The organism is Myroides sp. C6-3 (genome assembly GCF_050522425.1).
Lineage (GTDB): Bacteria > Bacteroidota > Bacteroidia > Flavobacteriales > Flavobacteriaceae > Flavobacterium.
The window spans coordinates 1-21,710 of the sequence record NZ_JBMVQP010000011.1; the positions used below are offsets into that span (position 1 = coordinate 1).

The window sequence follows — 21,710 nt, forward strand, 5'->3', positions numbered from 1 at the left end:
AACAAACCTCACAAAGAACAAACCTTACAAAGAACAAACCTCACAAAGAACAAACCTCACAAAGAACAAACCTCACACCAAAGGCAATTCCCTTTTAGAGCGAAAAGCATGAGGAGAAATTTCCATTTCTTTTCTAAAAAACTTAGAAAAATAGCTTGGAGAAGGGAAGTTTAACTCATAAGCAATTTCTGCTATGTCTAAATTTGAATTAAGGAGGAGTAATTTGGCGTATTCAACCGTTACTTCATTGATCAATTGCTTGGCAGATCGTCCAATAACTTTTTTAATACAGCGATTCAAATAATTCTCAGAGATACACAATTGATGAGCATAGTAACTGACTGACTTCTCTCGTATATGAGTTTCAATAACCAATTCCTTGAACTTAAAAGCAATTTCTAAATCCCTTGAATTAAAGGTATAATGATCGGTATAATAGTTTAAACGAGATAATATAGAATAAAAAATAGGCACATAAATACTTGGTCTATTTTCTGCTAATCCCAATTCGCCGTACAGCAAAAGCATACTAGCGGTTAATGCTTGACTGTCGTAATAGTTTAACACATAGTAAGGCATATACTTGATTTCTTCCTTTTTATCATGCATCAACAAGTATTGCGTAAAAATATCCGATTCATAGAAAACTATAAACCCTTTGATGTCTCCTGAAAGATATTGTGTGGCAGTCCAAACCCCTTGCTTTACATGGAGACATTCCCCTGCAACAATGCGGTAATTTTGAAAATTGATCAATTGTTCAAACTCGCCTTGGGTAACAAAGATGATGAAGCTAAATGCCGTTCGATACGGACTTACAGGCTTCACTATTCCTGTTAAATACTCTTCTATTTTATAAACTTGAAGCGAATTTGTATTGCTTAATATCGCAAAATCGAGATAGGGTAAGTATCTTTTTTTATAATCGTAACTAGATAAAATCGTAGTAACATCTTTCATATAAAAGTACAGTAAAAATACGCCTAAAGATAAGTAAAAAAAGGACAGCTTAGCATGGCACGAAAAAGGCAACTATTCGCATGATATAGCTATTTACAGCGACTTGGTGAAGAGCTACTTTTGTGCAAAACTTTTAAAACTATGTATTTAACTCACCAAGAAAAGGAGAAAGTGCTTCTTTTATTTGCAGCGATTGTTGCAAAGAGCAGAAAAGAAAAAGGACTGAAATTGAGCTATCCAGAAGCGGTGGCTTATTTGTCTGGACATATTATAGAAGGAGCACGAGAGGGAAAAACAGTACAGCAACTAATCGAAGAATGCAATCAATTGCTGACAAATGAAGATGTTATGCCAGGTGTTCCAGCATTAATAGCCGAATTGCAAGTAGAGGCGATGTTTGTAGATGGCACGAAATTAGTATCCCTCAACAGCCCTATTCCTTCTACTGCATCTGACTCCCTTCTTCCTGGAGCCTATGCCTATGCTGCAGAGGATATTATCCTATCAGAGGGAAGAAAACGCGTAGAAATAACCGTTGTTAACACTGCTGATCGCCCAGTACAAGTAGGATCACACTTCCACTTCTACGAGGTAAACCCTGCTTTGGCCTTTGATCGCGAATTAACAAAGGGCTATCACCTGGATATTGCATCTGGTTTATCCATTCGATTTATGCCTGGAGTAGAAGAAACCATATCACTTGTTGAATATGGAGGAGATAAAATCATTCACGGTTTTACAGGAAAAATAAATGGTTCGATTTAATTTAAAGGAGTAAGAAGTAAAATGAAAAAAATATCACGTAAAGAATATGCTAGCTATTTTGGACCAACAACAGGAGACAAAATACGTTTAGCCGATACGGATCTTTGGATCCAAATTGAAAAAGATTACACAACCTATGGAGATGAGTTGATTTTTGGTGGAGGAAAAGTAGTGCGAGATGGTATGGGGCAACATCCTTTAGCAACTAAAGATCAAGTACTAGATACCGTTATCTCTAATGCGATTATACTAGATCATTGGGGGATTGTCAAAGCAGATATTGGAATCAAAAACGGCAGTATTGTTGGAATTGGAAAAGCGGGAAATCCCTTAACCATGGATGGTGTTTCACCTCATATGATTGTAGGTGTAGGAACCGAATACATTGCAGGTGAAAATATGATTGTTACCGCAGGAACGATTGATACCCATGTCCACTATATTTGTCCACAGCAATTTAACGTTGCACTCCAGTCGGGTACAACAACAGTTGTTGGCGGTGGTACCGGACCGGCTGCAGGTACTTTAGCAACAAACTGTACATCGGGTGCGTGGCATTTACAACGTATGGCGCTAGCCACTGATAAAATTCCTGTAAACTTTATTTTCTTAGCTAAAGGCAATAGTTCAAGTGCAGAGGCCTTAAACGAAATTGTTACAGCAGGTGCAGGAGGAATGAAGATTCACGAAGATTGGGGAAGTACACCTTATGTATTAAATAAATGTTTAGAAGTAGCGGATCAAGCGGATATCCAAGTTTGCATCCACACCGATACACTAAACGAAGCGGGATTTGTTGAAGACTCTCTACGCGCGTTCAACCGACGATCCATTCACACCTATCACACAGAAGGTGCTGGTGGTGGACACGCCCCTGATTTACTAAAAGTAGTGGAATATGACAATATTTTACCCTCTTCAACCACGCCCACCAATCCCTTTACGATCAACACCATTGATGAACACTTGGATATGATGATGATATGCCATCATTTGGATAAAAACATTCCCGAAGATATTGCTTTTGCCAAATCGCGTATCCGTGAACAAACCATTGCAGCAGAGGGAATTTTACACGATATGGGAGCAATTTCTATGATGAGTTCTGACTCACAAGCGATGGGACGCATTGGCGAAGTAGTAACGAGAACATGGCAAATTGCAGATAAAATGAAAAAAGATTTTGGTCCGCTACAACCTGATACTGTCAATGACAACTTCAGAGCAAAACGATATGTTGCGAAATACACAATTAACCCTGCAATTACCCATGGTATAGCTGAATATGTTGGCTCTGTTGAAGTTGGTAAGATGGCGGATTTAGTTTTCTATAGACCGTGTGCATTTGGTATAAAACCAGAAATGGTACTCAAAGGCGGAGTCATTGCTTATGCCGGAATGGGAGACCCTAACGCCTCAATTTCAACTCCACAACCCTATATGTATCGACCGATGTGGGGAACATTTGGCAAAGTAGTTGGTGAGATCTCTGCCCTATTCGTTGCCCAACAAGCCATTGATCACGGTGGATTACAAGAATTAGGCGTGGAGAAAGCCCTAAAAGCAGTAAAAAACACACGTCAGGTGAAGAAGTCCGACTTGATTCACAACGCTAGTCAACCTCATATCGCCATGAATCACGAAACGTATGAAATTCACATTGATCAAAAACCAGTGTCTATTCAGCCTTCCAAATCACTACCATTAAGTCAATTATATCATATTTAATTTTTTTTTTGAGGGACGATGTTCAACGGATTTTTTAACCGATCCTTGTTCATCGTCCTTACTTTTTTAATAGGGATAACAATGAAGGAGTCAAACAAGAGAATTTATAACAAATTCTTCACATAACAAGTTCGAAATTATCCGTATATTTAGTCTCACCGAAATTAGTTTCACAGCGTAAGGTAAATCTCTTATTTTCATTTTAAGCTATAGATTAATCTTATAGTAAAATAAAAAACAATAATCAAAAATAATAGTATATACCAGATTTGTGCGCTACTTTTGTAAGTAGAAATTAAGAAAGGAAAAACAAATATTAACTTTTAAAAAATAAACATTATGTCTTTAGTAGGTAAAAAGTTTCCAAACATTACAGTAGATGCAATTTCAGAAATGGGTGATAACTTAAGAATCAACATTTTCGAAGAAGCGACAAAAAATAACAAAAAAGTATTATTATTCTGGTATCCAAAAGACTTTACATTCGTATGTCCTACAGAATTACACGCTTTCCAAGAAGCTCTTCCTGAATTTGAAAAAAGAAATACAATGGTAATTGGAGCATCTTGCGATACAAACGAAGTACACTTTGCTTGGTTAAACACAGCAAAAGACAACGGAGGTATTGAAGGAGTTACTTACCCTATCATTGCTGATACACAAAGAAACTTATCTTCTGTATTGGGAATTTTAGATGTAGAGAGTGAAGTATACAATGAAGAGTTAGATTCAGTTCAAATTGAAGGATCAAACGTTACGTACAGAGCTACTTATTTAATTGATGAGACAGGAAAAATCTTCCACGAGTCAGTAAACGATATGCCATTAGGAAGAAACGTAAACGAGTATGTACGTTTAATCGATGCTTATTCACACGTTCAAACACATGGTGAAGTATGTCCTGCAAACTGGGAAGAAGGAAAAGAGGCAATGAATGCAGACAGAAAAGGTGTTGCTGATTACTTAAGCAAACACTAATCAAGTATTAACGTCAAAAATTTAAAAAAATGCTTTTAGAATTAGAACAAGATAACTTACAAGAGATTGTAGGTCAAAATGAAAAAGTAGTTGTACAATTTTCAGCTACATGGTGTGGTAATTGTAGAATTATGAAACCGAAGTTTAAAAAGCTTTCAACTGAAAAAGAGAATATCACCTTTGTTATTGCAGATGCGGAGAAATTCCCTGAATCAAGAAAACTAGCTGACGTGAGTAATCTACCGACATTTGCTACTTTCGTAAATGGAAAATTAGTGAACCAAACGCAAACGAATAAAACAGAGGTTTTACACGAATTGGTTGGAGAAATCGCTTAATCCTAAATACGACGAGCATGAAATTACCAGTAATTAAACATTTGACTCAATTTATTGAGCAAAATGACCAAGATTATATCATTGAAACCCTTGAAGTATTGGAAAACCTTACGGAAGTACCTTCGTTAAAAGACGAGGAATTAGACGTAATAGGTGAATTAATTTCCAATATGTACGGTGCATTAGAAGTTCAGAAATTAATGAAAGAAGGTGCAACGCAAAAAGAAGCTTTAAACAGCTTTATGCAGCGCGTACTCGGGTCAATCGACAAATAAAACCAAAAAGGGTGTTCCAAAAAGAGCACCCTTTTTTTAATCCTTCTCATCAAATAAAGTACACATACGCAATTGCAATTTGCGCTCACATGTTGTACCTTTGTTTGGGTTTAAATTCCTTCACATAAACCCAGAGCAGTTTATCTCTTTTTAGACTGTTAATTTGATTTCAACCATGAGAAATAGTCTCTTTATTCAATTACTAACACAAGAAAGTAAAAATTTATTTAAACTCAAGCACAGTGATCGCCTGTGGCATATTCCCTTCATGGCGATGTTTGCCATTGGTGTTCCCCTTTTAGCAGGTTGGTATTTTGACCATTTACAAGCGGGTTTATTAGCCTGTTTAGCGGGATTGGTCATCTTATACCTTCCTTCGAACCTTCCAACTCCTCAACGCATGTTTATTATGTTGGTGTGTTCGTTTGGTTTTATGTTTTCCTATGTGGTAGGCGTGAGTTTCAGCTTTAACTTCCTTGTGTCAGCCTTTGTTTTTGGTTTATTTTCCACAGCAATGCATTGGTTGTCCCTCTATTTCTCCATGCCCCCTCCTGGAAGCTTTTTCTTCATCATGATTGCTTCTATGGCTAGTAATACCCCTTTTGACTTTGATACCATGGCTACGCGAATTGGCTATTTCGTTTTAGGAACAATGTTTGCCTGTACCTTGGCACTCCTCTACAGCTTTATTGTTGGCCGAAAATACACCTCCAAAACTCCAGTGCGCATCATTCAACCTGTCCCTATAAAAACACAGGTAGATTACTTGATTCGCGCCATAATTGTAGGCGTTTTCATGTCGCTTTCGCTGCTAATCGGCAATGTATTGAACTTCAATAATCCTTATTGGATTCCCATTTCCTGCTTGGCCATCATGCAGGGTATTTCTCTCTATCACGTTTGGCAACGAGCCTTACACCGCATTGCGGGAACTTTTATCGGAATTGGTTTGTGTTGGGTGTTAATCTCGATTTCACAAGAACCGTTATACCTGTGTATTTGTATCATGCTTTTACAGTTTATTATAGAGATATTCATTTCTCGAAACTATGCGCTTGCTGTGATCTTCATTACAGCTTTAACTGTTCTACTAGCTGAAGCAGGTAGCCCTTTGATCCACACGCCGAATGACTTAATACAAGCGCGTTTACTTGATATAGTTATCGGAAGCTTATTGGGAGGAATAGGCGGTTGGTTGTTACACCACGAGTACATAAGACACCATACCGTTGATCAGATTAGAAGTACGCGTATTGGAATAAAAAGAAGACGAAAAAAAGCGTAATTTACACTTGATTCTACTAATCTGAATGTATGAAGATCAAACACTTCCCCCTCCTATGCCCGTGGCTGCCCAAAAACATCGCAGCCCTTACGCTGTTTCCCTTTATCCTCTATAAAAAGAAAACATACACAACAGATGATATACTCGTTAACCACGAGCGCATTCACCTCCAGCAACAAGTAGAGCTACTCATCTTACCCTTTTACCTTTGGTATGCAGTAGAATTTCTCGTGCACTTCGCTTACCTAAAAAACAAAGGAAAAGCCTATCGCGCAATTTCTTTTGAGCGAGAAGCTTATGCCAATGAAGAGAATTTGGAATATCTCAAAACCCGTCGATTTTATGCTTTTGTTAGGTAGATAATTGTTCGTTGTTTGTTGTTCGTTGATTTTCGTTTAAAGAAAAGTCTATCTATTTTAGAAAAATCTACCGTTAACTGTTAACTATTCACCCTCTTACCTCTTCTATTTCCTCAATCGTGCGAATCAATTCAGGTCCCAATTGACGGTATCCCTTTTCTTCAATGAGAAAGTTATCTTCAATTCGGATTCCACCAAAACCTTTGTATTGATTTAGTTTCTCGTAATGAATAAAATCGGCGTATTTTTTTTCTGCCTCCCAACGTTCAATGAGTTCCGGAATAAAGTAAATTCCTGGTTCTACTGTTAACACATGCCCTGGCTTTAGTGCTTTGCCTAATCGCAGTGATTTTAAGCCAAACAATTGCGTTTCTTTGGGATCAGTGGCTGTATAGCCGACATATTGTTCCCCTAGGTCTTCCATATCGTGGACATCTAGTCCCATCATATGACCAAGTCCACACTGAAAAAACATCGTATGCGCATGCGCAGCCACAGCATCCTCGGCATTCCCTTTCATCAATCCAAAATCGATTAGTCCTTGAGAGAGAATTAGGGCCGCATGCAGGTGAACTTCTTTAAACTTCACACCTGCTTTTAGTTTACTTTTGGCCCCTTCAAAAGCATCGAGTACCACCTGATAAAGCTCGCGTTGTTCTGTTGTAAATGTGCGGTCAACGGGAAATGTACGCGTCAAATCAGAAGCATACCCCCTAGCCGTTTCACATCCGGAATCGTTCAACAACAACTGCCCCGATTGAAGGGTATTTCCTTGATAGTGGTTGTGTAATATTCCTCCTTTCACAGTAACAATAGACGGATAAGCCAAAGCACAATTTTCTTGAGCGGCGATTTGCTGAATTGCAGCGGCAATCTCATACTCTTTAACTCCTGGTCGTGCCAAGCGCATAGCTGCTAGATGCATTTTATTGGAAACCGTTAAGGCCTTTTCAATTTCGCTTATTTCCTGCTCTTCCTTTATTTCTCTTTGCGACACAACCGCTTGTATAAAAGCCGTAGAAGGCTTAAAATCCGCAATCGATAGTTGAAGGAGCTCTCCTAACAAAATTTTGTTTGCTGGTTGATAAGGTGGTAGGTAGTGTATTGTTCGCTGGGTCGTCAACGCCATCGCCAGATAATGTGCTAACTCTCCAAAAGAGCGTGTTTCAACAACTCCTGATTTTTCACATTTGGCCCGTAAGGTCTCTTGTCTCCCCATCCAAACTAAGGCATCGATGGACATCTCATCACCAAAAACAACCGTGCGATTCTCATCTAAATCAATAATGGCCGCCAAATGCGGTTGTTGAATTCCAAAATAGTATAAAAATGTACTATCTTGACGAAAAGGATACGTATTATCCTCAAAATTTATGGGATATTCTCCATTTCCTAGAAACAATACAATTCCTTGGCGTCCCATCTTTTGAATTAGTACTTCCCTTCTTTTACTATACGTTTGACTACTGAACATTTTCTTTCATTTTATAGCTTAATAAGATACAACTTGTTCTTTACTTTAGCTCAATTTACACATTAAAATCTTTCATTGCTGGCATATTGATTTCCTTGACACAGGTTGCTTTACTCGTTTGTAGAATAAATCGAATAGCCGCTAAAACATCCGCCAAAGGAATGAGTTCCCCTTGTGTTTCTTCTACCACCTGTTCCACCGCAACAGCGTAGTCATACTCCGTAGCTAAATAGCCTAGGTTCAAAATACTAATCCCAATATTGTACTCGCGTAACGTTTCTCTCAAAGCATGAACCACACCTCTAAGCGCAAACTTAGAGGCTGAAAACGCTACTTCTTTTCCCTTGTGATTTTCCAATCCCCAGGTAGATCCGATTAAAATAATCTTGGCGTTTGGACTCGATTTTAAATTCTCTATAAACGCTTGTAACGCGAGAATGCAAGACGTAACATTAGTCTGTATGAGTTGCACTATCTCTTCTACGGGCGTTTGCTCAAAGTCATACGTAGAGGTAAATGCTTCCTGTTCCCAAATACCAACATTGTAAATGATATAGTCAAGCGCTGTATCCCCTATTGTTTTTTGTACCGCCTCAACCGCTTGTGTGGGTTTAGAAAGATCCGCCTGTATCCAAACACAATTTTCATTCATCCCCGCTGGCTTTGATCGAGATATACCAAATACTACATCTTCCCGTTGAGGGATTACTTGAGCAATTGCTTTCCCTAATCCCTTGCTAATTCCATAAATCAAATATCTTTTACGCATACTCGTCCTTTTATTTACAAAGTTAAGTTAGATTTCAGTACCCTTTTTACTTTATCAAAAATTTAAAATAGTCTCAATACTAACATAAAAAAATACTTTTTTTACGATATATGATTAAGGCAACAATTTAATTAATGTATATTTACCTTAAAAAATAAACATGATACAAAAATTTTTAAAAATTAGTTTACTTTTTAGTGTTTTTTGTTTTACAACAGCCACTTTTGCTCAAAGTAAAATCGTACTAAATAATGTAGAAATTTTTAATGGCAAGGACAGTAAAACGAAGTTAGGTTCTATTGTAATTGAGAAAAATAAAATCACAAAAGTCATCACAGGTCAAGCATCAGCATCAGATCTTGAGCAAGCTCAGGTTATTGACTGTCAAGGAAAATTTGCAATGCCTGGGATGATAGATGCGCATTGGCATTCTTTTCTAGCGGCAAATTCCAACCAAGCAATTATGTTAGGAGACGAGAGTTTTTTATTCATCAATGCGGCTAAAGAATCAGAAAATACGTTACAGAGAGGATTTACGACCGTTCGCGACTTAGGCGGACATGTAATGGGAATTAAGCAAGCCAATGATTACGGCATCAATAAAGGACCTCGTATCTACCCTAGTGAGGCGATGATTTCGCAAACAGGAGGACATGGAGACGCTAGTTTTCCGTGGTCAGAACCTCGCATGATTGATCATACCCCACCGAGATTTCAAGTACTAGGGGGAAGTATTATAGCGGATGGAGAACAAGAAGTTACCGTTGCCGCAAGAGAGCAACTGAGAAAAGGAGCATCCCAATTAAAAGTAATGGCTGGCGGTGGTGTGGCTACGATTTACGACCCGTTAGATGCTACACAATACACTACAAAAGAAATCAAAGCAGCAGTTGATGCGGCGGAAAACTGGGGCACTTATGTTACCGTACACGCCTATACACCGAAAGCTGTCAGACAAGCCATCGATGCCGGAGTTAAATGTGTAGATCACGGTCATTTACTCGATGAAGCTACTGTAAAATTACTGGGAGAAAAAGACATTTGGTTGAGCATGCAACCGTTTGATCTCGATGCAAGTGCTTACACAAACCCAGAGCAAGCTGCCAATAAAGTACTAGTTGGACAAGGTACTGAAAACGTGTACACTTGGGCGAAAAGACACAAAGTAAAACTTGCCTTTGGAACGGATTTAGTTGCTCCACCTAAAAACCCATTGAGACAAAACGAATTAGTCGTAAATCTGAAACAATGGTTTACCAATTTCGAAATTCTAAAAATGATTACCTATGACAATGCTCAACTCTTAAAAATGAGTGGACCAAGAAATCCATATCCTGCAAATTTAGGAACAATTGAAGTAGAAGCCTATGCAGATATCTTGTTGTATGACAAGAGTCCCTTAGAAGATATCAGCGTTATTGGAGATCCCAAAAACAACTTACTTTTGATTATCAAAGACGGTAAGATTTACAAAGATCAATTGACGAAAAAGTAAACTTTTACCAGATGAATAAGATACTCTATTTGCAAAAACAGAGGTAAAATAAGGTATAAAAAAAAGGATGAATTTTAAATTTATCCTTTTTTTATGCGTCTATTTAACAACACTTTTTTCTTTCTAAGAGACTCCATGTACAAACTATTCTTTGTTCGGATTTAAATACCTCGATTTACTTAACTGATTAAACTCCAAGGTATAAAAATCTGCTTTACGCAGCACTTCAAGTACTTGTTCAATATCGTTCAACTCAACAGTCTCCTCGTAAAACGTAAAATTATCCCCCCCAGTAAGTGCATCTACCTTCTTCTTATCTGATCCGTCCAATCCTGCAAAGAAGAGCCATTTAGCTTTTTTGCCTTGTGAAGCTCCTTTATACATGCTGTATTCGTTCTGATTTTCTTCATCTTCTGCGTATTTGACTGCTTCAACCCAATGCTTCATATACTTAGTTTTCGCTTGATCAGCAATACATAAATCTTGGTGTTTACTCACGTAATTTTCAGGAAAAATCAGTCTTCCGATGCCACTGATGACAAAGCGACTATAGCCGATAGTCCAAAAGTAACGTTCGGATAAGTCCGCATTAAGCAAGAAAATCTTTTCTGAAGTCATCGACATATCATAGGCGGTTCCCAAACCAGTAACGGCCGTTTTTCCACTAAACACAACGCGTACTTCATCGAGGTAATTTCCCTCGCTTTTGGCGATATACTTCGGCATCATTAATAAAGTATATAGTGCATTTTCTTCAAAAGAAACCCTGTTATCATAGTGTCCAAAAGGTTTTCCTTCCTCGTTTTTTTCGACTTTACTTCCGCCAAAACCAAGGCGATCTATAGCAATAAGATGAAACTTTTTATTGAGTTCTTCATCCATAAAATACGGCAACAGACTAGCAACAGAAGCTCCATTCTCAGGAATTAATAGAAGATATGGATTTCGAATACCTCCCAAATAATCGTATCCCTCCACATAATTATGGCGTTTATTACTTAAATAACCAACTTTAAACTTATTGATTACCAGCGTATCATAAACGGGAGCTCGCATTTTTTTTGCTTCAAATTGAGGCGCAACTTTTTCTGGATTGTAGTTTTCATACAAGAAATCGTACTTGCACCAGATAAATAAATAGCCCAGAAATAGCAAGGCAATACCGATTAAACCAATTTTTTTTAGCTTCATTTACGAGGATTTAATTTTAACATTTTTTTTTAAAATTACAGTTAAAAATAGAATTCTCCTCTAGGTACACTTAAAAAAACAACAGTTTGGACGTAAAAAACACCTTAGTTTTTCGTGGCCATACCGTGGAATTCCACAATATTTAACACGTATTTTCTGAACATTTATACTTATATTTGCTTCTACCTTTAGTTAAAAAAAGGTAAGATTGTCGCTTTGTTTTTACTTGTAAAAGGAGAAAAAAGTGGAGGGACTAAAATCGATGAAAAGAAGACATAGACTGCAACGTAAGAAGTGGTTTATTCGAACGTAATTTTAATTTCCAACAAAGTAAAGATGAGTCATCTACAACAAATTATCGAGCAAGCATGGGCAGATCGTTCTTTGCTTCAAAATCAAGATACACAAGACGCCATTCGAGAGGTAATCGAAGCGATTGACCAAGGAAAGTTACGCGTTGCAGAGCCCCTAGCTACAGGTTGGCAAGTAAACGAGTGGGTAAAAAAAGCCGTAGTACTATACTTTCCCATTCAAAAGATGGAGACCTTTGAGGTAGGTATATTTGAATACCACGATAAGATGCCTTTAAAGAAAAATTACGCTGCAAAAGGAATTCGCGTTGTTCCCCATGCAGTTGCTCGCCATGGGGCTTATATTTCTTCGGGGGTAATTTTAATGCCTTCTTATGTCAATATTGGTGCTTATGTCGATGAAGGTACGATGGTTGATACATGGGCAACCGTAGGTTCATGCGCTCAAATAGGCAAGCACGTACACCTATCAGGTGGTGTGGGTATTGGTGGTGTTTTAGAACCCTTACAAGCCGCTCCTGTTATTATTGAGGATCATGCTTTTATTGGTTCACGTTGTATTGTTGTAGAAGGTGTTCGCGTAGGGAAAGAAGCTGTTTTGGGTGCGAATGTTGTTCTCACAGCCTCTACAAAGATCATTGATGTAACCGGTGATCAACCCGTTGAACTCAAAGGTTATGTTCCAGAGCGTTCGGTGGTGATACCAGGTTCGTATACCAAAAAATTCCCCGCTGGTGACTTCCAAGTACCTTGTGCTTTGATCATCGGAAAACGCAAACCCTCTACAGATTTAAAAACATCTTTAAACGACGCTTTACGAGAGTACAATGTTGCGGTCTAATGGATCGCTAACCTCAATATAAAATTACCACAGTCCCTTTTGGACTGTGGTAATTTAGCTTTAAAAGACACGATTATTTTATGAACAAGCTATTTTCTAAAAACGCGAAAATTTTCACCTTGCGTTTTTTACTCCTTTTCGCCTTTTATCAATTGGTTCGATTTGGCTTTTACTGGTATAATGGACATCTGTTAGATCCGATAGACTCCGCTGTGATTCTAGGAGGAATTCGCTTTGATTTAGCAGCCTTGGGATTTATCAATCTTGTCTTTGTTCTTTTACACCTATGGCCGGGAAAATTTCAAACGAAAAAGGGATATCAATCTTTTTTATTTTACAGCTTCTATTTAGTCAACCTGTTCATTCTTTGTTTAAATTTCGTTGACTTTGAATACTTTAGATTTATCGGCAGACGAAGTTCGTATGCATTCATTACCGCATCAGGTATGGAAAATGAATTGCCAGGACTGTTGAAGAACTTCATCGTTGACTATTGGTGGATTCCCTTATTTATGTTGGGGTCTTTCGTTTTCTTTTGGCTTATTCACCGAAAGATCGATTACAAAATACACGATTCTCGCTTTAATTTCCCACAAGTAATCGTTGCCATACTCCTAACAGGTGTTTTACTGGTATTGGGTCGTGGTGGGTTACAACCAAAACCTATTCGACTAGTTGATGCAGCAGCTTATGGAGGATTGAAGAATACAGCTTTAGTGCTCAATACGCCTTTTTCTGTTCTAAAAACCATGGGTAAAAAGGAAACACTTCCCGATTACAACTTCTATAGTGAGGAGGAACTAGTTCGCATTTTCGATCCTGTACAAACCTTTCGCTATGACTCAATCAACAAAAAAAACGTAGTCTTGCTCATTGTAGAGAGTTTTGGCAGGGAAAATATGCACAGGGGGTTGACGCCTTTTATGGACTCTTTAGCAGAAAACAGCTACTTTTTTGAACATGGTTTTGCCAATGGAAAAGTGTCTATTGATGCGGTTCCCTCTTCTATCTCTAGTATTCCTAGCTTAATGGATCGCACCTTTATCACGTCTAGCTATGCGTTGAACGATGTCTACCCGCTTCCGAAAATACTCAATAACGAAGGGTATCACACGGCTTTTTTTCACGGTGCATTCAACGGAAGTCAAAACTTTGATCAATATGCCAATGTAGCAGGATTTAAGGAATACTATGGTAAAAATGAATACGAAGGACCAGAGGCCTTTGATGGTTCTTGGGGAATATTTGACGAAGAATTCTTGCAGTTTTTCGCCCAGAAACTAGATCAATTCTCCACGCCATTCTTCACCACTTTGTTTACCATTTCTTCCCATAACCCTTATACTATTCCTGAAAAATACAAAGGAAAATTCCCTAAAGGTACTGCTGCTATACACGAGTCTATTGCCTATGCTGATTATGCGCTTCGTCAGTTTTTCGAAACCGCAAAAACCAAATCGTGGTACAACAATACAATTTTTATCGTTGTAGCAGATCACACTTCTTCTGAACCTCAGGAAGAAAAATGGAAAACCAATGTGGGGAAATTTAGAATTCCCATTCTCTTTTTTGCGCCTGGCGATCCATCTTTGCCTGTTGCTAAAAATGAACGCAACTTTCAACAAATTGACATTTTACCCAGTTTAATGGACTATTTACAAATCAACACACAAGTTGTTTCATTCGGGAAATCGTATCAATCAACTCAAGATTTTGCTATTAGTTACCTCAATACCATTTACAATTACGAAGAAGGAGATTATTATCTTGCCTTTGACGGAACAAAGAGTTTAGGTCTTTACAATTGGAAACAAGATCCTGAACTAAAAGAGAATTTAGTAGCTAAAGAGCCTGAAAAAGTGCGAGAAATGGAACGTTTTTTAAAAGCTTACATCCAAACATTTAATTCACGCGTAAAAAACAATCAATTAGTAGTTAAAACGAAGCTATAATTTTAGCATCTTTACAACAGATTTTAAACGATTTAAAAAAGACCTTTTCAAAAAACAATATACCATGGCAATCAGTGGACTCGTAATTACATTTAATGAAGAAAAGAATATAGGAAAATGTATTGATGCCTTATTTCAATACTGCGATGAAGTGATCATCATTGATTCCAATAGCAAAGACAATACCGTTGAAATTGCAAAGAGCAAAGGAGCGCAAGTTTACCTTCAAGCTTTTTTGGGCGATGGTCCTCAACGTTCACACGGTTTACAATACTGTAAAAACGATTGGATTATGAATCTAGATGCAGATGAATTCCTCGATACAGATGCCTTGGCATTCATTAAACAAAAGTCGTACGAGAATAGTCCTTATGATGGATTTAAATTTAGAGTAAAGAACTTCCTGGGCGATAAGCTCATTAACTTCTCTGGATGGTATCCTGATTCGAAAGTTCGTTTTTTTAATAAAAAGACAGCACATCCTTCAGCAGATATTACCCATCAGTATATTGTCACAACCAATGAAAAAAGCGTTAATGTCCACATTTTACATTACGGTTGGGAAAATTACAAACAAGTGATAGACAAAAAGAATCAGTATTCCACTTGGGCCGCGCATCAACTCTTTGAAAAGGGAAAAAAAGTATCTTCCTTTAAGCCCGTTATCAATGGTTTAGTAGCATTTATAAGATGTTATTTTTTTAAAAAAGGCGTGTTAAATGGAATTGATGGCTTAGCTTTTGCAATAATTCAGTCATTCTTTTCGTTCATGAAGTATGTAAAGTTAATTCGATTACATAAATCAACGAAGTAGAAAACTTGTATAAATTAAATTGCTTTACACCTATTTATGAAAAAAAAGATTACTCTTTTAATTCCCACAAAGAACGAAGAGTCTAATATTAGAGACTGTATTTTATCTGCTAAACATATTGTGGATGACATTTACATTGTCGATTCATACAGTACAGATAGAACGGTTGATCTTGCCCAAGAGTTGGGGGCACGCGTGTTATCGCGCCAATTTGACAACTATTCCAATCAAAAGAATTGGGCTATTGAACAAATACCTAATGACTGGATTCTCTTGTTAGATGCCGACGAAAAGTTAACACCAGAATTAGTCGATGAAATCACAGCATTACTAACACAAGACACAATAGATCAACACAATGCCTACTGGGTCTACCGAAAGAACTTTTTCTTCAACCGCGAAATCAAATATTCAGGCTATCAAAAAGACAAGGTTATACGCTTGTTCAAAAAAGATTTTTCACGCTACAGCAATCGTGTACACGAGTGTTTACATGTTGATGGACCTGTTGGTTTTTTAACAGCAAGGTTGCATCACAATACCTATCGTGGATTTGATTTCCACCTAGCAAAACTCAGTCGATATGCCAGTCTTCAAGCCGAAGATTACGATCAAAAAACAGGTAAACTCACAGGTTTTCACTTTATTATCAAACCAGGAATGCGCTTCTTTAAACACTATGTGATCAAACAAGGTTTTAGAGATGGTATCCCTGGATTAATACTCTCATCACTCAATGCCTATGCCACTTTTTTACGCTATGTCAAACTTTGGATGTTGAGAAACAAAATCGAAAATTAGTTAAGAAACAAACGGTTATTGTTATTTTTCTTATTTTTATAGTTAAACGCATCTTATGAATACACTACGGATCTTCTTTTTGTTTTTTATCCTACTCAGCCTAGGTAGCTGTCGAACGGATATGGACTTTGAACCTATGTCTCAGCCGTTGCGTTTTTCTGCTGATACGGTTTACTTAGATCCTGTTTTTTCAGAAACAGCTTCGAGTTCCTATTTGGTAAAAATCTACAATTCGAGTAATCAAAACATCAAAATTCCACAACTTAGTCTAGGAAAAGGCGAACAGTCTTATTTCAATTTGTTAATAGAAGGCGTATCGGGAAAAAGATTTTCCAATGTAGAGCTATTAGCCAAAGACAGCTTATATGTATTTATTCATACCCTAGGGAAAGCAGATCCGTCGAACAAGGATTTTATCTATACCGATCAAATTCAACTACACGGTCACGCCCAGCCCCAACAGATCGAATTGGTTACGCTAATCAAGGATGCTTACTTTCTACATCCTGGTAAAGTGGAGAAACAAGTATTACACCGCGTACAATTAGAAGATCATACCCTTATTGAAGGTTTTTATCTGGGCGATACAGATGTTCACGCTAAAAATACTTTGAGGTTAGACAATCAAAAACCTTATGTTGTGTACGGTTACGCGATGATTCCCGAAAATCAAACCCTATACCTCGATGCTGGCACCCAGTTGTACTTTCATAAAAACTCAGGTATTATTGGTCTAAAGGGAAGCGCTATACAGGCGGAAGGAACTCTAGAGCATCCCATTGTTTTATCACATGATCGCTTAGAGGAAGCTTATGCTTATACCGCTGGACAATGGTCTGGTGTACGCCTACAAAGTCCCAGTCCCAGTGTATTTAACCACGTTGTGATCACGCATGCAAAAATTGGGTTACACCTTGAAAATGCGAGTCATTTCACCTTGCGAAACACCCAATTATTCAACCATTCTTATACTGCCTTAGAGGCGATAAACTCTACCCTTGTTGGGCAAAATATCGCAGCGGCCAATACGCAAAACGCCACTGTTGTTTTGCGCAATGGAGGTAATTACCTCTTTCAACATTGTACCTTCAGCAACGCTGGATTCCGACCAGATCAAACGGCCCTTCGCATTGAAAATAATACGGGAAGTTCTTTTGATCGCCTACTTGTTCAAAACAGCCTTTTACACAGTGCTATCGCGCAAAGTTTTATCCTTGCAGTAGACAATGTAGCTAATATTCGCTTTGAATCCACCGCCTTAAAAGATACGAGCAAGCGAAATTTGAGTACTTCCGTTTACGACTACAGCAATCAGATGCTGTATGCGAATACCATTCTCCTGGATACCCCAACGTTGGGAACCATTGATTTTCAAGACCCGAAAAAGAATCAATTCTACTACTCTAGCCTCATGACCCACTTAATTGGCAAAGGAGATCCCGCGATTGCACGGGATATACCGCAAGATCTCAACGGAAAAACGCGAATAAACGCACCTGATCTAGGGGCTTATCAGCATATTGAAACTACCAAAGAATAATTTTTTAATTGTCTTTTTTTAGTATATTTTTGCATCTTACAACAACAACTAAAATAATCTTATCGCAATGATTTATTTCTTCGAAAACCCTTCGAAAAAGTTCTACGCTGTTCAGGTGGAGAACGCTTTATCTATTGAAGATATTCAAAAACTAAATTGGCTTTTTGGCAATGCTACGCACCTCGATCAAGAAGTAATCAACAACAAGTTTATTGGTCCACGTGCAACAATGATTACACCTTGGAGTACTAATGCGGTGGAGATTACACAAAATATGGGCATTGATGGAATTGTTCGTATTGAGGAATTTTTCGAAGCAAACCAACAAGAATTCGACCCGATGTTGTCTCAAGTATTTGAAACGTTGAATCAAGATATCTTCGCGATTCACATTCAACCAGAGCCAATTATTTACATCGAAGATATTGCGAAATACAACCAAGAAGAAGGTCTTGCCCTCAACGAGGAAGAGATTACTTATTTGGAAGAGCTAGCTCAAAAAATAGGACGTAAACTAACAGATTCAGAGGTATTTGGTTTTTCACAAGTAAACTCAGAACACTGTCGTCACAAGATATTCAACGGAACATTTGTAATAGATGGAGAGGAAAAACCGAGTTCACTATTCAAATTGATCAAGAAAACATCAGAAACAAATCCAAACGATATTGTATCGGCTTATAAAGATAACGTTGCGTTTGTAAAAGGACCACGTGTAACACAATTCGCTCCTTTATCAGCGGATAAACCAGACTTTTATGCGGAGAAAGAATTTGATTCTGTTATTTCGTTAAAAGCAGAAACGCACAACTTCCCTACTACGGTAGAGCCGTTTAACGGAGCTGCAACGGGTTCGGGAGGAGAAATTCGCGATCGTTTAGCGGGAGGACAAGGATCGTTACCTCTAGCGGGAACTGCGATTTACATGACTTCTTATTCTCGTTTAGAAGAAAACCGTCCTTGGGAAAAAGCCATGGATGAGAGAGCTTGGTTATACCAAACGCCAATTGATATTTTAATCAAAGCTTCAAATGGAGCATCTGATTTTGGAAATAAATTCGGACAGCCGTTAATTACTGGGTCTATTTTAACGTTCGAACATGAAGAAGACGCGCGTAAGCTTGGCTTTGACAAAGTGATTATGCAAGCGGGTGGAATAGGATATGGAAAATTAGAACAAGCGAAAAAGCACAAACCAGAACAAGGGGATCAAGTAGTGATCTTGGGTGGTGAAAACTATCGCATTGGTATGGGAGGAGCTGCGGTTTCTTCTGCAAATACAGGTGCTTTTGGATCGGGTATTGAATTAAATGCCATCCAACGTTCGAATCCTGAAATGCAAAAACGTGCAGCAAACGCAATTCGTGGTTTAGTTGAAGCAGACCACAACCCTATTGTATCGATTCACGATCACGGAGCAGGTGGACACTTAAACTGTTTATCAGAATTAGTAGAAGAAACAGGAGGACATATCAATTTAGATCAACTTCCAGTTGGTGATCCGACGCTTTCGGCTAAAGAAACCATCGGAAACGAATCACAAGAAAGAATGGGATTGGTGATTGGTAAAAAAGACATGGATACTTTGGCGCGCATTGCAGAAAGAGAGCGTGCACCGATGTATGCTGTTGGTGAAATCACCAATGATCACCGCTTCACAATTGAATCTGCTAAAACGGGAGCTAAACCTATGGATTTTGCCCTTGAAGAAATGTTTGGAAGTTCTCCAAAAACCATCATGGCAGATGAAACGATTTCGCGTATTTATGCTGATTTAGATTATTCAGTTGAAAACGTAAACGATTATTTAAACCAATTGTTACAATTAGAAGCAGTAGCTTCTAAAGATTGGTTAACCAATAAGGTAGACCGCTGTGTTGGAGGTCGCGTGGCGAAACAACAATGTACAGGTCCCCTACAATTACCTTTGAACAACTTAGGAGCGATGGCTCTTGACTACAAAGGAAAAGAAGGAATTGCTACGACGGTAGGACATGCTCCTGTTGTTGCCTTAGTTAACCCTACTGCAGGAAGTAGAAATGCTATCGCTGAGGCGTTATCTAACATTGTTTGGGCTCCATTAAAAGACCAAATGAAGGGAATTTCTTTATCTGCAAACTGGATGTGGGCATGTAACAACCCTGGAGAAGATGCGCGTTTATATGAAGCTGTACAAGCGTGCTCGGATTTTGCCATCGAATTGGGAATCAATATCCCGACTGGAAAGGACTCCCTTTCTATGAAGCAAAAATATCCGAATGACGAGGTAATTGCTCCGGGAACTGTTATTATTTCTGCGGCTGCCAACTGTACGGATATCACAAAAATTGTTGAACCTACTTTAAAGAAAAATGCAGGTTCAATCTACTATATACGCTTATCACAAGATAACTTCAAATTAGGAGGATCATCATTTGCTCAGATTTTAAATGCAATTGGACAGGATGTACCTACGATTCAAGATGCAGCTTACTTCAAAAAGGCATTTAATACCGTACAAACTTTAGTTGAAAACAATCAAATTGCTGCAGGTCACGACATTGGAAGTGGAGGTTTAATCACGACGCTTTTAGAGATGACATTTGCTGATGTAAACTTAGGAGCGCGTTATGATTTAACGGCTTTAAATGAAAAAGATACGGTAAAAGTTCTTTTCAACGAAAACATCGGTTTAGTCATTCAAGCGAAAAACGACGATGCTTTCGAAAAAGCAGTAAATGCCGCAGGTATTGAGGCAACTAAAATCGGAACGGTTTTAGCTGAAGAAACCGTATCGTTCCAAAACGGAAGCGATCACTTTAGCTATAGTGTTCCCGCAATCCGTGATACGTGGTACAAGACCTCGTATTTATTGGATCAGAAGCAAACGAAAAACAACAAAGCGACAGATCGCTTTAACAATTATAAAAATCAACCGTTACAGTTTGCATTCCCAGCACAATTTGACGGAAAGAAACCAGCTATTGACGCGTCTAAACCACGTCCAAAAGCGGCTATTATCCGCGAAAAGGGAAGTAACTCGGAAAGAGAGGTTGCCAACGCCATGTTCCTGGCAGGATTTGACGTAAAAGACGTTCACATGACGGATTTAATTTCGGGTAGAGAAACATTAGAAGACATCCAATTCATCGGAGCTGTTGGAGGTTTCTCAAACTCAGACGTTTTAGGATCGGCAAAAGGATGGGCAGGTGCTTTCATGTACAATGAGAAAGCGAACACAGCTTTGAAGAATTTCTTTGCACGTAAAGATACTTTATCTGTGGGTATTTGTAATGGTTGTCAGTTGTTCATGGAACTGGAGTTAATCAATCCAGAGCACGCTGTTCACGGCAAGATGTTGCACAACGATTCTCAAAAACACGAGAGTAATTTTACATCGGTTACTATTCAAGAGAACAACTCTATTATGTTATCTACGTTAGCAGGTAGTACATTAGGCGTTTGGATTTCACATGGTGAGGGTAAATTCAACTTACCAGAGGCTGAAAGCAACTACAATATTGTAGCGAAATACGCGTATGACAGTTATCCAGCAAATCCAAACGGATCGGATTACAATACCGCTATGATGTGTGACAATACAGGACGTCACTTGGTGATGATGCCACACATTGAACGTTCGCTATTCCAATGGCACTGGGCAAATTACCCAGAAGGACGCCAAGACGAAGTTTCTCCATGGATGGAAGCTTTTGTTAATGCACGTCAATGGATTGAAGCAAATAACACAAAATAACAGCATATAAAGCCCGCTTCACAGCGGGCTTTTTTTATAGCTGTTAACAGTAATTAGCACGAAATTGCGTCTTTTAATCAAAAAAAAGGTGTAGTTTT

At 38.3% G+C, this 21,710-nt stretch carries 18 protein-coding genes; 14 read left to right on the forward strand and 4 right to left on the reverse strand.

The features are described from left to right. Positions 1-72 precede the first annotated feature (72 nt). The gene (locus ACPDG9_RS06330; protein ID WP_430526917.1) at positions 73-960 is read right to left on the reverse strand and encodes a helix-turn-helix domain-containing protein; all 888 of its coding nucleotides are present in this window, start codon (positions 958-960) and stop codon (positions 73-75) included. Positions 961-1,101: 141 nt separating this feature from the next. Between ACPDG9_RS06330 and ACPDG9_RS06335 the strand changes: the two genes are divergently transcribed. From ACPDG9_RS06335 to ACPDG9_RS06365, 7 genes are all read left to right on the forward strand, one after another. Beyond that, positions 1,102-1,725 (forward strand): urease subunit beta, encoded by a 624-nt coding sequence (locus ACPDG9_RS06335; RefSeq protein WP_430526918.1) that lies wholly within the window; start codon positions 1,102-1,104, stop codon positions 1,723-1,725. Between the two features lie 21 nt (positions 1,726-1,746). After that, complete coding sequence (gene ureC / locus ACPDG9_RS06340; protein WP_430526919.1) at positions 1,747-3,453, forward strand: urease subunit alpha; 1,707 nt, start codon at positions 1,747-1,749, stop codon at positions 3,451-3,453. A 339-nt stretch (positions 3,454-3,792) separates the two neighbouring features. Further along, positions 3,793-4,431 carry a peroxiredoxin gene (locus ACPDG9_RS06345; RefSeq protein WP_430526920.1) on the forward strand — a complete coding sequence of 213 codons (639 nt, stop codon included), beginning with the start codon at positions 3,793-3,795 and terminating at the stop codon, positions 4,429-4,431. A gap of 29 nt (positions 4,432-4,460) precedes the next feature. Beyond that, positions 4,461-4,769, forward strand: coding sequence for a thioredoxin family protein (locus tag ACPDG9_RS06350; RefSeq protein WP_430526921.1), 309 nt, complete (start codon positions 4,461-4,463; stop codon positions 4,767-4,769). Between the two features lie 17 nt (positions 4,770-4,786). Beyond that, positions 4,787-5,044 (forward strand): DUF6952 family protein, encoded by a 258-nt coding sequence (locus ACPDG9_RS06355; protein ID WP_002985723.1) that lies wholly within the window; start codon positions 4,787-4,789, stop codon positions 5,042-5,044. Between the two features lie 175 nt (positions 5,045-5,219). Then, the gene (locus ACPDG9_RS06360) at positions 5,220-6,329 is read left to right on the forward strand and encodes an FUSC family protein (RefSeq protein ID WP_430526922.1); all 1,110 of its coding nucleotides are present in this window, start codon (positions 5,220-5,222) and stop codon (positions 6,327-6,329) included. Between the two features lie 29 nt (positions 6,330-6,358). Next, the gene (locus ACPDG9_RS06365; protein WP_430526923.1) at positions 6,359-6,688 is read left to right on the forward strand and encodes a hypothetical protein; all 330 of its coding nucleotides are present in this window, start codon (positions 6,359-6,361) and stop codon (positions 6,686-6,688) included. A gap of 88 nt (positions 6,689-6,776) precedes the next feature. Here the strand turns inward: ACPDG9_RS06365 and ACPDG9_RS06370 are convergent, their stop codons facing one another. Both ACPDG9_RS06370 and ACPDG9_RS06375 read right to left on the reverse strand, forming a co-directional pair. Beyond that, positions 6,777-8,162: an aminopeptidase P family protein gene (locus ACPDG9_RS06370; protein ID WP_430526924.1), complete on the reverse strand. Its 1,386-nt coding sequence runs from the start codon at positions 8,160-8,162 to the stop codon at positions 6,777-6,779. A 55-nt stretch (positions 8,163-8,217) separates the two neighbouring features. After that, on the reverse strand, positions 8,218-8,931 hold the full coding sequence (locus ACPDG9_RS06375; protein ID WP_430526925.1) for an SDR family NAD(P)-dependent oxidoreductase: 714 nt from the start codon (positions 8,929-8,931) through the stop codon (positions 8,218-8,220). A gap of 160 nt (positions 8,932-9,091) precedes the next feature. Between ACPDG9_RS06375 and ACPDG9_RS06380 the strand changes: the two genes are divergently transcribed. Continuing rightward, positions 9,092-10,426 (forward strand): amidohydrolase family protein, encoded by a 1,335-nt coding sequence (locus ACPDG9_RS06380; protein ID WP_430526926.1) that lies wholly within the window; start codon positions 9,092-9,094, stop codon positions 10,424-10,426. Between the two features lie 144 nt (positions 10,427-10,570). Here the strand turns inward: ACPDG9_RS06380 and ACPDG9_RS06385 are convergent, their stop codons facing one another. Further along, entirely contained in the window at positions 10,571-11,617 is a 1,047-nt protein-coding gene (locus ACPDG9_RS06385; protein WP_430526927.1) for a hypothetical protein, read from the reverse strand. A 336-nt stretch (positions 11,618-11,953) separates the two neighbouring features. On the opposite strand from ACPDG9_RS06385, the gene ACPDG9_RS06390 reads away from it, so the two are divergent. The 6 genes from ACPDG9_RS06390 to purL all read left to right on the forward strand — a co-directional run bounded on the left by ACPDG9_RS06390 (position 11,954) and on the right by purL (position 21,612). Beyond that, positions 11,954-12,769: a 2,3,4,5-tetrahydropyridine-2,6-dicarboxylate N-succinyltransferase gene (locus ACPDG9_RS06390; protein WP_430526928.1), complete on the forward strand. Its 816-nt coding sequence runs from the start codon at positions 11,954-11,956 to the stop codon at positions 12,767-12,769. Between the two features lie 80 nt (positions 12,770-12,849). Further along, entirely contained in the window at positions 12,850-14,721 is a 1,872-nt protein-coding gene (locus ACPDG9_RS06395; protein ID WP_430526929.1) for an LTA synthase family protein, read from the forward strand. A gap of 64 nt (positions 14,722-14,785) precedes the next feature. Further along, positions 14,786-15,535, forward strand: a complete 750-nt coding sequence (locus ACPDG9_RS06400; protein WP_430526930.1) for a glycosyltransferase family 2 protein — start codon at positions 14,786-14,788, stop codon at positions 15,533-15,535. A 36-nt stretch (positions 15,536-15,571) separates the two neighbouring features. After that, the gene (locus ACPDG9_RS06405; protein ID WP_430526931.1) at positions 15,572-16,336 is read left to right on the forward strand and encodes a glycosyltransferase family 2 protein; all 765 of its coding nucleotides are present in this window, start codon (positions 15,572-15,574) and stop codon (positions 16,334-16,336) included. 55 nt (positions 16,337-16,391) lie between these two features. After that, positions 16,392-17,876, forward strand: a complete 1,485-nt coding sequence (locus tag ACPDG9_RS06410; protein ID WP_430526932.1) for a hypothetical protein — start codon at positions 16,392-16,394, stop codon at positions 17,874-17,876. 67 nt (positions 17,877-17,943) lie between these two features. Beyond that, entirely contained in the window at positions 17,944-21,612 is a 3,669-nt protein-coding gene (gene purL / locus ACPDG9_RS06415; protein WP_430526933.1) for a phosphoribosylformylglycinamidine synthase, read from the forward strand. Positions 21,613-21,710: the final 98 nt, after the last annotated feature.

Bases quoted from the DNA above. Each gene is read 5' to 3' on its own strand.
- ACPDG9_RS06330 (WP_430526917.1), bottom strand. From the start codon at position 960: ATGAAAGATGTTACTACGATTTTATCTAGTTACGATTATAAAAAAAGA.
- ACPDG9_RS06335 (WP_430526918.1), top strand. From the start codon at position 1,102: ATGTATTTAACTCACCAAGAAAAGGAGAAAGTGCTTCTTTTATTTGCA.
- ureC (WP_430526919.1), top strand. From the start codon at position 1,747: ATGAAAAAAATATCACGTAAAGAATATGCTAGCTATTTTGGACCAACA.
- ACPDG9_RS06345 (WP_430526920.1), top strand. From the start codon at position 3,793: ATGTCTTTAGTAGGTAAAAAGTTTCCAAACATTACAGTAGATGCAATT.
- ACPDG9_RS06350 (WP_430526921.1), top strand. From the start codon at position 4,461: ATGCTTTTAGAATTAGAACAAGATAACTTACAAGAGATTGTAGGTCAA.
- ACPDG9_RS06355 (WP_002985723.1), top strand. From the start codon at position 4,787: ATGAAATTACCAGTAATTAAACATTTGACTCAATTTATTGAGCAAAAT.
- ACPDG9_RS06360 (WP_430526922.1), top strand. From the start codon at position 5,220: ATGAGAAATAGTCTCTTTATTCAATTACTAACACAAGAAAGTAAAAAT.
- ACPDG9_RS06365 (WP_430526923.1), top strand. From the start codon at position 6,359: ATGAAGATCAAACACTTCCCCCTCCTATGCCCGTGGCTGCCCAAAAAC.
- ACPDG9_RS06370 (WP_430526924.1), bottom strand. From the start codon at position 8,162: ATGTTCAGTAGTCAAACGTATAGTAAAAGAAGGGAAGTACTAATTCAA.
- ACPDG9_RS06375 (WP_430526925.1), bottom strand. From the start codon at position 8,931: ATGCGTAAAAGATATTTGATTTATGGAATTAGCAAGGGATTAGGGAAA.
- ACPDG9_RS06380 (WP_430526926.1), top strand. From the start codon at position 9,092: ATGATACAAAAATTTTTAAAAATTAGTTTACTTTTTAGTGTTTTTTGT.
- ACPDG9_RS06385 (WP_430526927.1), bottom strand. From the start codon at position 11,617: ATGAAGCTAAAAAAAATTGGTTTAATCGGTATTGCCTTGCTATTTCTG.
- ACPDG9_RS06390 (WP_430526928.1), top strand. From the start codon at position 11,954: ATGAGTCATCTACAACAAATTATCGAGCAAGCATGGGCAGATCGTTCT.
- ACPDG9_RS06395 (WP_430526929.1), top strand. From the start codon at position 12,850: ATGAACAAGCTATTTTCTAAAAACGCGAAAATTTTCACCTTGCGTTTT.
- ACPDG9_RS06400 (WP_430526930.1), top strand. From the start codon at position 14,786: ATGGCAATCAGTGGACTCGTAATTACATTTAATGAAGAAAAGAATATA.
- ACPDG9_RS06405 (WP_430526931.1), top strand. From the start codon at position 15,572: ATGAAAAAAAAGATTACTCTTTTAATTCCCACAAAGAACGAAGAGTCT.
- ACPDG9_RS06410 (WP_430526932.1), top strand. From the start codon at position 16,392: ATGAATACACTACGGATCTTCTTTTTGTTTTTTATCCTACTCAGCCTA.
- purL (WP_430526933.1), top strand. From the start codon at position 17,944: ATGATTTATTTCTTCGAAAACCCTTCGAAAAAGTTCTACGCTGTTCAG.